The 16750-nt window shown below is 43.7% G+C and carries 14 protein-coding genes; 2 read left to right on the forward strand and 12 right to left on the reverse strand.

Annotation, left to right across the window (positions count from 1 at the left end):
* Positions 1-22: 22 nt before the first annotated feature.
* From JQM81_RS04845 to JQM81_RS04855, 3 genes are read right to left on the reverse strand one after another with little or no spacing between them, the layout of a single operon-like run.
* Positions 23-463 (reverse strand): Zn-ribbon domain-containing OB-fold protein, encoded by a 441-nt coding sequence (locus tag JQM81_RS04845; RefSeq protein WP_235232408.1) that lies wholly within the window; start codon positions 461-463, stop codon positions 23-25.
* 38 nt (positions 464-501) lie between these two features.
* Positions 502-1791 carry a thiolase family protein gene (locus JQM81_RS04850; protein ID WP_235232409.1) on the reverse strand — a complete coding sequence of 430 codons (1290 nt, stop codon included), beginning with the start codon at positions 1789-1791 and terminating at the stop codon, positions 502-504.
* A gap of 10 nt (positions 1792-1801) precedes the next feature.
* A complete protein-coding gene (locus tag JQM81_RS04855; RefSeq protein ID WP_235232410.1) occupies positions 1802-2041 on the reverse strand; it encodes an acyl carrier protein in 240 nt (79 codons plus the stop codon).
* 214 nt (positions 2042-2255) lie between these two features.
* Between JQM81_RS04855 and JQM81_RS04860 the strand changes: the two genes are divergently transcribed.
* Positions 2256-3800, forward strand: a complete 1545-nt coding sequence (locus tag JQM81_RS04860) for a xylulokinase (RefSeq protein WP_235232411.1) — start codon at positions 2256-2258, stop codon at positions 3798-3800.
* Between the two features lie 138 nt (positions 3801-3938).
* Here JQM81_RS04860 and JQM81_RS04865 read toward each other — a convergent pair whose 3' ends face one another.
* Genes JQM81_RS04865 through JQM81_RS04895 form a run of 7 tightly spaced genes read right to left on the reverse strand, consistent with a single transcriptional unit; the run spans position 3939 to position 12114 of the window.
* Positions 3939-4769, reverse strand: coding sequence for a ThuA domain-containing protein (locus tag JQM81_RS04865; RefSeq protein ID WP_235232412.1), 831 nt, complete (start codon positions 4767-4769; stop codon positions 3939-3941).
* 25 nt (positions 4770-4794) lie between these two features.
* Positions 4795-6057 (reverse strand): OFA family MFS transporter, encoded by a 1263-nt coding sequence (locus JQM81_RS04870; protein WP_235232413.1) that lies wholly within the window; start codon positions 6055-6057, stop codon positions 4795-4797.
* 1 nt (position 6058) lies between these two features.
* On the reverse strand, positions 6059-8029 hold the full coding sequence (locus tag JQM81_RS04875; RefSeq protein ID WP_235232414.1) for an FAD-dependent oxidoreductase: 1971 nt from the start codon (positions 8027-8029) through the stop codon (positions 6059-6061).
* Positions 8030-8084: 55 nt separating this feature from the next.
* Positions 8085-9140 (reverse strand): NAD(P)-dependent oxidoreductase, encoded by a 1056-nt coding sequence (locus JQM81_RS04880; protein ID WP_235232415.1) that lies wholly within the window; start codon positions 9138-9140, stop codon positions 8085-8087.
* 2 nt (positions 9141-9142) lie between these two features.
* Positions 9143-10297 (reverse strand): MFS transporter, encoded by a 1155-nt coding sequence (locus JQM81_RS04885; RefSeq protein ID WP_235232416.1) that lies wholly within the window; start codon positions 10295-10297, stop codon positions 9143-9145.
* A 22-nt stretch (positions 10298-10319) separates the two neighbouring features.
* Positions 10320-11465, reverse strand: a complete 1146-nt coding sequence (locus JQM81_RS04890) for an iron-containing alcohol dehydrogenase family protein (RefSeq protein WP_235232417.1) — start codon at positions 11463-11465, stop codon at positions 10320-10322.
* A gap of 10 nt (positions 11466-11475) precedes the next feature.
* Entirely contained in the window at positions 11476-12114 is a 639-nt protein-coding gene (locus tag JQM81_RS04895; RefSeq protein ID WP_235232418.1) for a class II aldolase/adducin family protein, read from the reverse strand.
* A 135-nt stretch (positions 12115-12249) separates the two neighbouring features.
* Here JQM81_RS04895 and JQM81_RS04900 point away from each other — a divergent pair, with 135 nt between their 5' ends.
* Positions 12250-14190 (forward strand): BglG family transcription antiterminator, encoded by a 1941-nt coding sequence (locus tag JQM81_RS04900; RefSeq protein WP_235232419.1) that lies wholly within the window; start codon positions 12250-12252, stop codon positions 14188-14190.
* Positions 14191-14259: 69 nt separating this feature from the next.
* Here the strand turns inward: JQM81_RS04900 and buk are convergent, their stop codons facing one another.
* Positions 14260-15366, reverse strand: a complete 1107-nt coding sequence (buk, locus tag JQM81_RS04905) for a butyrate kinase (protein WP_235232420.1) — start codon at positions 15364-15366, stop codon at positions 14260-14262.
* 12 nt (positions 15367-15378) lie between these two features.
* A complete protein-coding gene (locus tag JQM81_RS04910) occupies positions 15379-16632 on the reverse strand; it encodes a CynX/NimT family MFS transporter (protein WP_235232421.1) in 1254 nt (417 codons plus the stop codon).
* Between the last annotated feature and the right edge of the window lie 118 nt (positions 16633-16750).

Here is a 16750-nt window from a genome sequence, read left to right on the forward strand (position 1 = left end):
CATACTATGATCACTCAACAATTTATTCTTCATCCAGTTCAAAGAACAGGGTTGTGTATCTTCCCATATCATAGAATACCGGGCGTACACGTACCGGAAGTTTTCCATCGATCTCACGGGCTTTTTTCTTATTCACACCAAGGATTACCGCATTAATTGACGGACCTTCATCCAGCTGGACTTCTCCGCAGACATACTTAAGTCCACGGTCTTCCAGCTCCAGTCTTGCATTTAAAACACCGGTAAATACAAAACTCTTTAATTCACCTTTACCTGTAAGAGTTGTCCACTCTGTTTCATGATATCCACAGCTGTTGCATGCGATATGTGGCGGGAACTCAATTGCTCCGCACTCCTTACACTTTCTTGCATATACAACACCTTCTTTTAATCCATTCCAGAATTTTTCAACAATATGTTCCGGATTCCATATTTCTTCTGCTTTCATTGTCTCAGCACTCATTGTTAAACCTCCTCATTTACGAATCCACTTTTTCCTTTTTAATAATTTCTCTTCAGAATGATTGCACGAACGTTCTGCGCACCGCCAAATCCTCTGAGGAAAGTGTATTTTGGAAGTTTCTTAACCTGACGTTCTCCGGCCTCTCCACGCATCTGTGTAACTGCCTCGAATACATCTGCCATACCGGAAGCTCCAAATGCGTGTCCGTAAGAAGTTCTGCCGCCATTTGTGTTCATAGGTTTATCACCGTCAAATGCGATTCTTCCATCAAGCACATATTTCCATCCTTCTCCCTTTGGAAGGTATCCGATTTCCTCAGCTGCAAGGAATGCAGAAGATCCGATAAAGTCATTTACATATAAAAGATCCATATCATCAGCAGTAAGTCCTGTCTGTTCAAACACCTGGCGTGCAGCTTCGGCAGTTGCTTTCTTCTCAAGATGCGGAACGATTGCGTCTAATACAGATGCACCCACACCAAGCACTTCGATTGGCTTGTCTGTAAATTTGTGTGCGATCTCTGTCGGAACTACGATACATGCTGCTGCCCCGTCAGCTACGCAGGAGTCACTTGCTGTTCTTAAGTACTGTGTCATCTTCGGATTATGGCTGGATTTCATGTATTCCCATACATCATCATATCCTGCTTCTTTTGCCATCTCTTCAAATGGTGTACGGCGAATTGCACGCGGGCAAAGTGTTGCTGCACGGCGGAAATGATATGCCTGATGTGCCAGAACATCATCAATCTGATCCGGTGTCAGTCCGTTTTCTTTTGCATAGTAGTTAATCCAATCATCATGATTCATACCCGGGCCACCGCCAAGATATCGTCCGTATGCACGGTCAAAAATAGAATCCAGATCCGGGAATAATACTTCGGAAGTCAACGGTACACGCATGTGGTCCGGAGTATTGCCGTCCGGCATACCTGTTCCCTGTTCACTACATCCGGTAAGAACAATATCATAAGCACCGCTGGCAACCGCAAATACTGCTTCCTCCAGCGCAATATAACCGGTACAGCATCCTTCTGAGTGAGAGAGAGAACCTTTTCCTCTCATACCAAACCAGTCTGCTACCTGAAGGTTCGGAGTAATACAGTTATTCAGGACATGTGGGTTTGCAGATCCATGGAAGAAATACTGTACGTCCCTTGGCTCGATTCCTGCATCCTTCATTGCGTCCAGTGCTGCATATCCAAAAAGCTCACCATTTGTAAGACCTTTGTAAGTCTCGTTTTGTACTCCATTGAAGAAAGGTGTTGCACCAATTCCAACGATGGAAACACTTCTCATATTTTTTCCAAGTTTTACGTTGTGTAACATGTTGTCCTCCTTACATCTCATCCATTACAAAATCAACAAGATCTCCGATTGTCTCGAATTTTCCAAATCTTGCAACCGGAATCATTACATCAAAGTCATTCTCAATAGAAGCACTCATTGCTACACGCTGGGAAGATGCAACTCCAAGCTCTTCCGCAATGTTTGTGTTCTCATTAATTGCTGCAGCATCTTTATTAAAAGCCATAGCTGCAAATTCGATAATCTTTGCCATAAGTTCCTCTCTGTTCATTATTTGTCCTCCTTGTCCTTATACATGAAATATTAAAATAATGCTCCTGTTTAAAACAGAACACCTTATTCTCCTGTTGTCACCGTTAGTATAAATTTTCTCCCGCATATTCACAATTCTTTTATTTCCGCTTTATAACGGCAAATCTGATTTTGAGCAGCCTGTTCTACTTTGCTACTATATGATTCAAAGAAGTATTACGGAGGAAAAGAATATGAATATTGCAGATAATTATCTCCTTGGTATGGATTTGGGGACAACCAATGTGAAAGCAATGATCATGGATGAATACGGCAATGTAGCCGCATCAGCATCGAGAGCCAACACCCTTATCGTTCCCGAACCTAACAATGCCGAACAGGATTCCAATCTCTGGTGGAAAAATACAGTTGAGATCCTTCAGGAAGTGACTCAAAAATCCGGAAGTGAAATTGTAAAGCGAATTCGAGGCATATCCGTCAGTTCTCAGACAGTCACCATGCTTCCTGTAGATGCAGAAGGTACTCCCCTTAGAAATGCCATCATCTGGATGGATGGACGTTCCGGCAAACAGTTGGAATATATTATTGACCGGATTGGTTTTGACCGATACGTATCTATTATAGGCGGGCAGCCTGACACGGGATTTCTTCCAAATAAAATATTGTGGTATAAAGAAAATGAACCGGAACTTTTTGCAAAAACTTATAAGATATTGCAGGCAAGTTCCTATATCAATTATAAACTGACCGGCAAAATGACAATGGATATCGACCAGGCCGGTAAATCCCAGTGTCTGGATATGACTAGCTTACAATGGTCTGAAGAGATCAGCCGTGTAATCGGAGCCGATTTGAACCGGCTTCTTCCGAAGCCCCGGCAGATTAATGAAATCATTGGCACGGTAACCGAAGAAGCAGCAAAAGAAACCGGACTGGTAAGTGGTATTCCGGTTGTAGCCGGAGCAAGTGACGCAATTGCATCTATGTATGCGATTGGATTAAGCCGGATTGGAGATGCCGGAGAGTCCTCAGGAACCTCTTCCCTCGTCTTTGCCGGAAGTATGCACCAAACACCCACCACGCTTCCACTGGTCGCAAAACCAGGCTCCATTGTTGGAATGCCTTTTATTTTCGATGCACCGATCAGTGCCAGTGGCGCATCTCTGAAGTGGTATCTGGATACGCTTGGACAACCGGAAAAAGAATATGCCGAATCGAACAACATCAGCGTATTCGAACACCTGAACCGCCTTGCAGCAGATGTGATTCCGGGAAGCAACGGATTAATCTTCTTCCCGTACCTTTACGGAGAAAGGGCTCCGCTTTGGAATTCTCATGCAAAGGGTATGTTCATCGGAATCTCCCGTGACACCACCCGCGAAGAAATAATTCGTTCCATTTTCGAAGGAACTGCATTTGCATTACGCCATGTCATGGAGACAATTAAGGATGCCGGTGGACAGGCAACTTCTCTTCGCATTACCGGCGGTGGTGCAAAGAGCCGCACCTGGTCACAGATTAAAGCCTCCATGCTTCGCATGCCGATTTACATTCTGGATGAGAGATCCGGAGATGTGCCTTTCGGAGATGCTCTGATCGCCGGTAATGCCGTAGGCGTATTCCCGGACCTGACAGAAGCAATGTCCAGACTGATTCAGGTAAAAGAAGTGATTGAACCCAATGAAGAGTGGGCTGAGGTATATGATAAAATGTATCCTTTCTACATCAGCATGTATAAAAATCTGGACGCTGACCTGAGAAATTTCCAAAATATATAGTATCCCTCTTTTTCAGAAGCGCTGTTCCTTAGATTATTAATCCTCTAAGGAACAGTGCTTCCGTTTTCCGGTATACAATAAAAAACAGACGCAAATGAACTTTGCGTCTGCTGCGATTTATTTTAGTTATAATATTCCTTAATAGTATGGGAATAACTTCAGACGATTATCACCGCTGCGGTTCGGCCTGCCCAGTGTAACTTCCCCGGATGCAGCCCATTCAGCTCCACGGACAAGCATCGTGATGAAATTGAACCGATCCAGTGCTTCCCAATGTCCGATAGAAGTAACGAACACACGACCTTCCCCATATTGATTGGTCCAGATTACCGGTGTGTACTGATTCACTCCCTCCATCTTATTCAGATCACCGTCCGGAATATCTACCGGATGATGTGCCGGAGGAAATCCGGGCACTTTATAATTTTCCACATCATCGTAAATAGAACAAAGCACGTGTACATTGGCCTCCGGATGAATAATTACCTGTGTGAACAAGTCATCAAATACATTCATCCATTTTTTGTCAATATCCTTTGTAATCGGATGATTTTCATCCATAACCTCAACAAAATGATCATCTTTCGGGCAACGGCGGCATCCTTTATCCATTGCACAATATCCGCCCAAAAGTTTTCTCCATTCATCCGGCCAATCCGGATCAACCCAGATACTGGAATGATAGAAGATGATTCCCTTTCCCTTTGCAACAAAATCGTAAACTGCAGCTTCTGTCTGCTCACCGAAGCGGCGTGCATGCTCTGTCGGCCATGTTTTTCCGTCATAGTTAATCAGAATCGCATCATACGGTTCAAGAAATTCCGGAGTAATGTTGCGGAATTCTTCCACAATCACTACATTAAAACGTCCGGTTGCCTCTAGCAGATCACGAAGCTTTTCCTTCATAACGCGTCCCTGATGTTCCGCGGTCACTAACCCTGTCACCAGAAGTATATTTAACTTATCCATCTTTTTTCTCCTTTCTGTATTGTGTTCAGACTTCCCGTCTGATACTCATTTTTCTATATAATAGTGATAACAGAATTCCCAGTACAGCCAGCCCCATTGCAAATAAAAAGGCCGGACTGTAACTGTTCATTCTTTCATGGAGGGCACTCATAATCGTAGGTCCAAGATAACCTGCAAATGCAAATCCAATAAACATGATTCCATAATTTACACTATTGTTCTTAGCACCGAACTGGTCAGCTGTAAATCCCGGGAACACGCCCATAAATGCACCGAAGCATAAACCTACAACTGAAACGCCGGCATAATATTTTACTACGTCTCCTTCTCCTGCACTGTAGAGCAGGAACAATCCTGCCATTGCAGCAATCAACATAATCGTCAGTGTCTGAATCCTTCCGATTTTATCCGAAAGATATCCTGCTGCCACACGTCCTGCAGCATTGAATAACGCCAGCACGGAAACTGCCGTTGTAGCAGCAGTAACCGACATACCGATCATCTCCTGGGCAATCGGAGATGCCTGAGAGATTGTCATAAGCCCAAATACCGCTCCGCAGGTGAGCATCAGAATCATAATATAAAACACCGGGTCTGCCAGCATTTCTTTCCATTCCTTGTCTCTTACCTGTTTTTCGGCAGCTTTTCCACTTGAAACTTCCGGCTGATATCCGACCGGAACAAAATCTTCCGGGCACTTTTCAATCAGAAAAGCCCCGCCACAGATAACGATAATAAAAGCAACTCCCAGAATTTTAAATGTACTCATGACTCCAACTCTACGAATCAGTGCATTGGCCACAGGCGGGATCAGCACAGAACTGATTCCATAGGAAGCCGTTGCGATTCCTCCGATCAAACCACGTTTATCCGGAAAAAATTTCACAGAATTGCTGATGGTGCATCCGTACACCAACCCCATTGCCAGTCCGCATCCAAGACCATATCCAATCATCAGCATCGGAAGACCGGATGCCATCCCCGAGAGAATCATTCCTGCACCAAACAGGAGTCCTCCCGCAAATATGACCCACTTCGGTCCCAGTCTGTCATTGGTAAATCCACCGGAGATAAGTGTAACCGGACCAACTGAATTTGCAATTGTAAATACGATTGCCAGATTGGATGTATTTAAATTTGTTCCTGTAGCAGAGCTAATATGCTCTGCCACAGGAACAGCAAATACACTCCAGGCATATAAAGAACCAATACACAGATTAATCAAGCAGCTGGCGAGCAGGATGAACCATCGCTTTTTTGTCAGTTTTATCTGTCTTTTCTGATTCATATTACAACCTCATTGCTGCGTAGTAAGCTTCATTTGTTGCGTGATAGATCTGTCCGACGTTCTTGCAGTCTCCTATAATATAGTACTCATCAACCTTATCACACAAAGCATCTACCTTGTCATACGGAGCTCTGAATCCAAGAGCACATACAACAGAATCTGCCTCAACAATAAACTCCTCGCCATCTTTCTCACAGAGAACTCCTGTCGGAATGATCTCTTTTACTTTTGTATTTACATAGCATGTTGCTGATTTTTCAATCTCAGGCATAAGTCCTCCTCTATAGAAGGAATTTACTTCCTCGGCAACCTTACTCTTCATCTCGATGATAGCGCATTCTTTTCCTTCATGATGGAAAGATACTGCTGCCTCGCCTCCAACGAGACCTCCACCCATGATGGCAACTTTTCTTCCCAGTTTTTCCGGATGAAGCTCCGCGTCAATCGCCATAATAACATGTGGAAGATCCATGCCTTTGATCGGCGGACGAAGTTCATTGGAACCGATTGCAACAAATAATGCATCCGGATTGAAGCATTCTACATACTCAGGTGTCACTTCTGTATTCAGAACTACCTTCACACCTGCTTCTTCCACTCTCTTCACCATAACTTTACACAGTTTGATAATATCTTCTTTGAAATATGGTGCTCCTGCCGGGTAAAGATTACCGCCCAGTTTATCATTCTTTTCTACCAGAGTAACATCATGACCTCTGTTTGCCGCAGTGATGGCTGCTTCCATACCTGCAGGACCTCCTCCTGCGATCAGGACTTTCTTCAGACGTTCCGGTGCTGCTGTTCTGTTCTTTTCCGGAAGCTGCTGTCCCATGGTCGGGTTAACAGTACATTTTACCGTCTCACTCTTAGAAGTCTCTCCGAAGCATTCATAACATCTTAAGCAAGGTGTAATATCATCCGCATTGCCTTCCAGGGCTTTCTTTGCCAGATACGGATCTGCCAGAAGTGCTCTTCCGATCTCCACAATATCTGCCTGTCCTGTTGCGATGATTTCTTCCATCTGTGCCGGGTCATTTAAAGAGCCAACACAGGCAACCGGTTTGCTTACATGCTTTTTGATTTCTGCAGCCAGGTATACATTGACACCTCTCTTATAGAATGCAGACGGATGAGTACGGCAGAACATATCCGGATCTTCATGATTTCCACAGGATACGTTATAAAGGTCTACTTTATTCTCTACCATCTGTGCAACCTTCACGCAATCTTCCATACCCAGGCCGATTTCCGTCAGATCATCACCGGAGATACGGATCTCAATCGGGAATCTCGGTCCGACTCCCTCTCTGACTGCATCCAGTGCCATCATAAGGAATCTTGCGCGGTTCTCTAATGAACCACCGAATTCGTCTGTTCTCTGATTCATAACCGGTGACAGGAACTGAGAAAACAGCCATCCATGTGCCGCGTGTACCTGTACCATATCGAACCCGCAGTCTTTACACAGTTTTGCACCTTTTCTATAAGAATCAATGATTTCAAAGATCAGTTCTCTCGGCATCTCCTGCACCTCTCCTGCAGGTGTCATCTCGTGGCTTGGTCCATATGCCACCTCACAACCATCCTGATCTCCGCCTACGCTGACCAGTCCGCCGTATTTTCCACCGTGGGACAGCTGAATATTCGAATATGCCCCTGCATTATGAATGGCACGTGCGGCCTCCGCCATTCCCTGTTTAACACCAAAGGAATCCAGCTGAAGCTGTTTGTTATGTGATTTTCCTGTAGATGAATGTACAATGGATTCTCCATATGTTACGACTGCCACCCCGCCTTTTGCCTTTTCTTCCAGATAAGTAATCATTTCCGGTGTAAAATGACCTTCCGTTGTAATCATGCTCGGGCTAGTCGGAGCGGCAATAATACGGTTCTTCAAACGAATGTTCCCGATTCTGATCGGGGAAAAAAGATGTGGATATTTTTCTTTTCCTTTACAACATTTTGCTCCCATAAACTTTCTCCTTTTGAAAATGGGCTGTTCAGACAGCCCACTGATTATGCATCTATTATTTTCTTACCTTCCAGATATATTTTCTTGGTTCACCTTTCAGATAAGCGGTTACTTCCTCTCCCATCATGGTTCCGGACCAGTTATCTACATCTGTAGTGAGTCCTGCCATATGTGGTGTACATACCACATTTCTCATGGATAAAAGCGGATGATTGGCCGGTACCGGTTCTTTCCAGTACACATCGATTGCAGCCCCTGCAATGGTCTTATTCATAAGTGCTTCTACAAAATCTTTCTGATCAATGACTGCTGCACGTGCAGTATTGATTACATATGCAGTCGGTTTCATTTTGGAGAACCAGTCCTTATTGACGATACCCTTTGTAGATGGAAGAACCGGAAGGTGAATACTGATCATGTCACTCTCTGCAAGCATGGTATCAAGGTCAACTGCTTTTGCTCCGTCAGACTCAATTCTTTCTGCAGGCATATATGGATCGTATGCAAGAATCTCCATTCCAAATGCCATCGCCCTTACTGCAACCTCTCGTCCGATTGCACCATATCCTGCGATACCCAGTTTCTTTCCATACAATTCAAAACCAATGCCGTAGTCTACAAATGGATGGTTCTCGTCTAACGGACCAAATGTTACATTCTTTACATCCGGTACATCATAGATATCTTCCATAGGCTCACCCACATGCTCCCCCTTAGAAAGACCTGTACAGCTCAGTGTCAGATTTCTTGCTGCTGCGATCATCAGACCAATGTTGAACTCTGCTACTGCAACACGGTTTCTTCCCGGTGTGTAGGATAACTCCAGACCGGCTTCACTGATTGCATCGTAATCAACAGTTGCCGGTGTACCTTTTGCCACACCCATGAACTTCATACCGGACTCGGCCCATGCCTTAATCGTATCTGCACCTGCATACTCATCCCCGAGTACTACCAGCTCATGTCCCATACATTCTTCTTTTGTCATCTCTTCTGTAACATTACCTTTTCCGTGCTTTAACTCCCCACAGATTGTAATATCACACTGTTCCTTAATAAACTCCATCTGTTTTTCCGGAATTGGAGTACAAAGTGCTAATTTCTTTTTCATCTCTACTTTTCCTTTCTTGCTTTCATGATAAATGTAAATACTGCAACCACCGTCATTCCAACTGCGGAAATCAGATATACATTCGTTGTTGTGATATCTCCAAAAACAATCTTTGAAACCGTATTCAGGACAGTCGGAGAAACGAGCTGTCCAAAACACATTGCGCATGTAAAACATGCGGATGCCATCGCGGTTGCCACCGGCTTTACAGCTCCTGCAACATCTACCATTGCCTGTGGAATGAACATTCCCTGAGAGAAGCCACAGAAAACCGCACCAATCAAAAGCATCACAAAATTAGACGGGAACAGAACCAGCAGCAAAGCACCTGCGCTGAAACTCAGCATTGCAACCGGAAGTGTATATTTCTTTGTCACCTTCGTGATCATTCCAAGAATCAGTCCCACCACAATCTGGGAACCGGAGAAGATACCGGTCAGATTTCCTGATGCCGCGGTATCTCCCGCAAGGCTTCCACTTAAGTGCATTGCAATATTCGTTGTAAAAGTAATCAAAAATAAAAATTCAATCATTCCCAGCGCAGATATTTTGAATACTTCTTTGTTAAGCCTAATCTTTTCCGTACTGCTTACTTTCGCTTTTCCGGTATCCGGGAGGCAGAATGAAATCAATAGCATAGAAATAAATCCAATCACATTAATCAGGTATGCATTTCGGAAACCGCCTGCTCCCAGCATTCCGCCTACGGTCGTTACCACAACCATGCCTGCTCCCACACTGGCAGCCTGAATTCCCATAACAGATACTCTCTCGTCTCCTTCAAAGAATTCTGCCACCACTGCCGTATTTAAAGCCGTTGCCAGTCCCAGTCCCACTCCGTAAAATGTCCGCGCAAAGAACAGGAGTCCAAAACTATCCGACAGGAACGGGAGGAAACCGGTGACGCCAGCCACAAGACTTCCAAAGATAAGCAGTTTCTTCTTACTGATCTTTACGACCAGCCATCCTGACAATACCGCGACGATCATAGACATCAGTGCGGGTGCCGTAATCAGCATCTGTATCAGACTGATATTTACATCCGGGTAATTTTCCTGTATCTGCCCCAGTACCGGTGAGACACAGTACTGTAATCCCTGAATGAATGAAATTGCCACGATTGAAATAATTATTTTAATCTTCTTTCCTTTACTCACTTTGCTGTTGTCCCTTCTATCACTAAAATGCCTTTTCCAGAATGGAAAGAATATCTTCTTTTGTAATGTTCTGACGTGGATTAAATCCCAACACAGGCTCTTTTAATACATCCTCGGCCAGCATATCGAAGTCTTTCTTTTCAATTCCCTGCTCTGACAGGGTCTTGATTCCAAGTTCTGCAGTCAGATTCTTCAACTCTTTTGCAAGCAGAAGCTTATCCTCATCCAGGTTACCGCTTACCGGAAGATTGATTGCTCTTGCCAGATCAACCATTTTTTCCGGACAACTGTCTGCATTATATTCCATAACATATGGAAGCACGGTTGCATTTGCCATACCGTGTGCAAGACCAAAATGTGCACTCAATGTATGAGCGATTCCGTGTACCAGTCCCAGGTTCGCATTGGAGAAACCAAACCCTGTGATAATACAGCCAAGCATCATCTGTTCTCTTGCGTCCATATCAGAACCGTCTTTTACAACTTTTGCCAGATTTTTATGAAGAATCTCCAGCCCTTTCAGAGAATTGTACTCCGTCAGCGGAGTCGCCATGTTGGAAATATAGCTCTCTACCGCATGTGTAATTGCATCCATACCTGTTGCTGCAGTAACACCTGCCGGAACGGTTCTTGTAAAATCCGGGTCAGCGATAACGTCTGAAGCCACAATATTATTGTCAATTACAACATATTTAATCACTTTCTCTGTATCGATCAGTGCACTTACATTGGTAATCTCACTGGAAGTTCCTGCCGTCGTAGGAATAGCGATCAATGGAAGACATGGGTTTTTCACCATTCCCATTCCACCATATTCACCGATAGTTCCGGGATTTGTCATCAGAACATTGATTGCTTTGGCCAGGTCAATACTGCTTCCGCCTCCTGCTGCCACAAAACCGTCAACCTGTGCTTCTTTTGCAATCGCTGCTGCCTCTTCCACCACTTCATTGGTAGGATTCGGAATGACTCCGTCAAAGATGGTAGCTTTCACACCGGCTTTTTCCACCTGTTCCATCACTTTCTCTGCGATGCCGGCTGCCTTTACTCCCTGATCATAGACAACCATGATATTTTTCAAGCCATATCCTGCAAGAATCTCCGGAAGTTTCTCTACGGCACCTCTTCCGAACGTTATATTGCTTTTTACAAAAAAGTTAAAACTCATACCGCTCCTCCTATACTGCCTGGTCTGCTGCGATCAACTCTTTCATTTTCCTAACTGCTTCTTCTGGCATTGGCTGGAACACACCTGCGATCTTAGCGTAGTATGCGGTCTGAGCCATTTCCTCTGTGTAAATCGTAGCTGACATAGCTGCTTTCATATCTTTCCCGCAGCAGAACATTCCGTGATTCTTGATCAACACTGCTCTTCCTTCTGCTCCAAGAGCTTCTACCACTTTTTCTGCCACATCATCGCTTCCCGGCATTGTAAACGGAACGATTCCAACCGGTACGAACTCTGCCTGCGGAGGAGTCGTTGGAAGGAGTTCTCCACTCATGGCTGCGATCGTTGCAAACATACCGTGTGTATGTACCGTCGCTCTGATGTCTTTTCTTGCTCTCATAGCTGCCGTATGCATCGGAACTTCTGATGAAGGTTTGAACGGTCCGTCCAGCCATTTACCGTTCAGATCTACGATCGCAATCTGGTCCGCTGTCATTCCTTTGTATGGAATTCCGCTTGGTGTGATCGCTACTACATCCTCTTTATCATCTCTCATGGCAATATTTCCTGATGTGCCGTGAATTAATCCCATATCAACTGCGTCCAAAATTGCATCTAAAACTATTTTTCTGGTATTTTCGTATTTCATCTTTCATGACCTCCTGTTTTTTATATCTATATATTAATCTCCAGACCCTTCTGTCTCAAATTGGGTTTTTCCTCTTTAAAACGGCAATGCTTTTTGATAATATATATCTATACTTTTCAAGAAAGGATTACGGCTATGGACAAACTGAATTTAACCCTTCGCCAACGCAAGCTCCTTCACATGATGCAGGAACAGACCACCTATATTACCGGAAGCGAACTGGCAAAACAGCTCAATGTGTCTCCGCGCACTATCAGGAGCGACGTTGTAGAAATCAACCGCAATATCCGGCCTTATCAGGCAGAGATACTGTCTGAGCGGAGCAAAGGCTATCTCTATGCTGCTGAAAACCCGGAAAAAATACAGGAAATGAATCAGATAGATACTGCTTTTTTTACAAAAGAAGACCGTGTCAGGTATCTGGCATTCCGACTGTGCCTGACAGATGAACCACTGAACATGTACGACCTGGAAGACGAAATGTTCGTCAGCCATACCACGCTGGAACACGACCTTCATCATTTAAAAATGAAATATGTATTATCGGAGCCCTATATAAAACTGGAACAGAAAAAAGACAATCTTTCTTTTGAAGAAAACGAAAAAAAACGGCGTGATATTCTCAATCACCTGTTTCACGAAGACTGGAATTACAATACCAGCGGAAATACCTATTATGGATATAATTTTTTAAATAAAGATATTCTGGAGTATATTATGGATGAAGTGCCTCTTCACCTGAGCAAATACAACATTGCAATGGAGGATCCGACTCTGGTTTCTCTGAATCTCTCCCTTGCCATCATGTACCACCGTATCCGCTCCGGACATCCTCTGCCCAGTACCTCTCCTGTTCCCAAACCGGATACACAGGCAAATCTTGCAGCCACAAGCATTTTAGATGCACTGGAAGGACAGCTGCACTGCGCATTTAATCAGGAGGAACGAGATGACATCTATCAGCGGATTGCTTCCGGGCATTTGCCTGATATCTCAAACACGGATTCAGCTTCCCTATCCCGGCATTTTGGTCCAAGAACTTTGAATATGGCCGATGCGTATCTCAAAAAAATACAGGAAGTTTTTCATCTGGATTTTGCGGACGATGATGATTTTTATATCACGCTGCTGTCATACCTCCGTTACCTTCAGACACCGGTACATATTTTTAATACGCAGGGGAATCCCAACATTACCAAAAAGAATCTTCTTACAGAATTTGAAATTGCATACCTGTTTCAGGATCTGGCACTGGAATATCTTGGATATTATATGAACCAGACGGAACTTCTGTATCTTGCCCACTGTATTTCCGGTGCTTTGGAGTTCTTATATGAGACGCATCCGGAAGCAAAGCTGAAAACTGTTATATGCTGTCATCTGAATCTTTCTGCCGCATGGGCATTAAAAAGGAAAGTTCTGGGAGCATTTGATAAATATCTTGATATTACTGCACTTTTGCCTGTTAATACAAAAACAGCCTTTGACTTTCAAAACACCGACCTTGTTCTGTCGACCGTTCGAAAAACAATTACGGATCATCCCGGAATAGACACGATACAAATCAGCAATTTCTTGGCACCAAAAGACTACCTGACTCTGTCATCATATATCCAGGAAAAGCAGATTGGAAAGATGTGCTCTTCCCCAAAAACAGCAGTGAATGAATTATTAGAACATGCTTTCTGGCACGAAAAAGAATCTCTGTCAGACCGATTTTCCATTATTGAATTTATGGCATCTGACTTTATACAGAATCGTCTGGTAGAACCTCAATATCTATCAGACATTTTAAGAAGAGAATCCATTTCCACTCGAGCCATCGACCCCGGAATTCTGTTCCTTCATTCTCTGATACCTTCCACAGAGACGAAACTATCAATCACCACTCTGGATCACAGAATTATATGGAATTCTCATAAAATCCGAATTATCATTATGGCGGCCTTCCATCCGGATGATACTTCTTTGTTATTCCGACTTTTACATACATTCTACAATGATACGATTGATATGGAAGTCCTTCAGATGTTAAAAACAAAGACCGAAATTATCGATTTCTTTTCGGAAACATAAAAAACAACTCACAACGCAGTAAAGCGGGTTCTCTTTTTAGAGGCACCCGCTTCTGCAATGAATCACTATTTATTTTTCAAAATCAAATCCCTGGAAATTGCAGACTCCTGTATATTTTTTTACAGTTTCTTTTCCATCCAGTACACGGGCTGCACCGGAAGCCATAGCCTCCATCTCAAACTCACCCGGATACGCACTGACAGGTGCGATCCATTCGCAGGTATCTTTGATCTGGGCAACCAGCCCTTCATTATACACCATTCCTCCGCCAAGCAGAATGCCTTCTACCTTACCATGCAATACGGTTGCCATGGAGCCGATACATTTTTCAATCTGATAGATCATGGTATTCCACAGCATCTCCGCATACCGATCTCCGTTTTCCGCCCGCTTCGTAAGCTCAATTGCGTCAGAGATTCCAAGGTGATTGACAAACCCACCGTTTCTTGTGCAAAGCTGTTTCACTGTTTTGATATCTTTATCCGCACAGTATTTCAAAAGATCCGCAACTGCAATACTTCCGCATCTGGTCGGAGCCATTGGTCCTTCTCCTCCCACAATATCAAATCCATCCACCATCTTGCCTTTTCGATGAGCAGATACAGAGATTCCTCCACCGATATGACAGACTACAAAATTGCATTCTTCGTACTTCTTTCCCATCGTTTCTGCATGACGAATCGCTGTTTCCTTCAGATTTAATGCGTGAAGATGTACTCCCCGATATACTCCTTTGATACCGGTCAACCGCGCCAGATCCTGAAGTTCATCGACATCCGGTGGATTCACTACATAGGCCTTCGCACCATACGTCTCTGCAAACTCATGGGCAATGCTCGGTCCCAGACATGCCGGGTGGATTACTCCATTGGCTGCACGGATAGAGTGTTCCAACACAAGTTCGTCAATCTCGTAAGTACCGCCATCCATGGCGAGCAAACCGCCACCTCGCCCCACACATGCATCCAGGCCTTCCAGATCCACCTGATTTTCCTTCAGTAAATTTTCAATCGTTTCTTTTCTGTATGTAAGCTGCTCTCCCAGTGACTTATATTGTGCCAGCACTTCAGCATCATGACTGACATTTGCAGAATACAGCTTTTTCTCTCCCTCGAACAGTGCAATCTTTGTAGAGGTGGAACCAGGGTTTACCGTAAATACTTTATAAGCGTTCATAATCCTGTCCCTTTATTTTCTGCACTTCTCTTCTTCAGCTTTTACAAATCCCGGTTTTGCAAGAAGTGCAAATGCGATCAATCCTACTAACATCAGCACCGCACCACAGATATACGGAATTCTGTAGCTTCCTGTCATTCCATAGAAGATAGCAAAGAATGCAGGTCCAACTGCTCCAACTGTTTGAATCATTGGCTGAATAATACCATATCCATTTGCAAAGCTGTCACCAAATTCTTCGATACACAGAGATGCCGGCCAGTTTGCTGCACCACCTACAACCATACCGATACATACCAGTGAAAGCCATACACAAACAGTATTACCTGTCAAGTTCAGAACCATTGCAAGAATTCCAAATACATAAGATGTATAAGCGGCTTTTCTTGCTCCGATCTTAGAGTCAAGTACACCACAAAGATAAGAACCAGGCAAAGCAAGAAGACCGGATGCAAGCATCATCATTCCTGCTGTTGCCGGATCGAATCCAATCTCAAGAAGTCTTGGGAATAACTGTACCATCAATCCGCTGGCAAACAAAAGCTGTAATCCCAATGTCACACCGTGAATCCAAACCTGAGGAGTCGCAAGAAGTTTTTTTGTTGTCCAGATACTTTCTTTATTAAATCCTTTTTCTTCTTCCCCTTCAATATGCATTCCATTATCCGGAACAAATCCTTTTTCAGCCGGATTATCTGCAAGAAATATAACCAGAATAATCAATGCTACAACAAATACTGCGATAAACGGAACAAAACCACCGAGAGATCCCATAGCTGCATAACCAGCCTGATACATCATCGTAGCAACACCGGAACAAAGCGGAATACCCATTGTTACAATTCCCATAATAATACCTTTTCTCTTCGGAAACCATCTTGCAATCATAACCGGTGCCAACTGATAACCAAGTGCACATGAAATACCATTTGCAACAATCAGGCAAACTGCAAACAACCAAAGGTTTGTTGTTACACCCATTCCAACAACGCCTGCGATCCAGATAATACCACAAATAATACTTAACTTTTTAGCGGATGTCTTTGTAGATAACTTACCAAATACAAATCCGGCAACTACATTTGCGATTGCGCCAAGAGAAATAAAACTGGTCAACATTGCTGCATTCCATCCTCTCAACTCTGATAATGTTCCAGATGCTGCATTCATCGCACTACCTACAGCTGTAGCAGTAAAATATGCAAGAAAACCATAAAGAATCAGCGCCCAGCCTTTTCCATAACCTTTTTTAACTTTCGTTTCCATACCTCTTTTTCCTTTCTGTATGACCATTTTTCTTAGATTCAAATCGCGATTTTCTTTCATGTATTTAGAATATAAAATTTTAATTCTTTCCTCAACTTTTCTATTTCCTCATATATAC

The sequence above is a fragment of the Faecalicatena contorta genome, from assembly GCF_021531895.1.
GTDB lineage: Bacteria > Bacillota > Clostridia > Lachnospirales > Lachnospiraceae > JAFBIX01.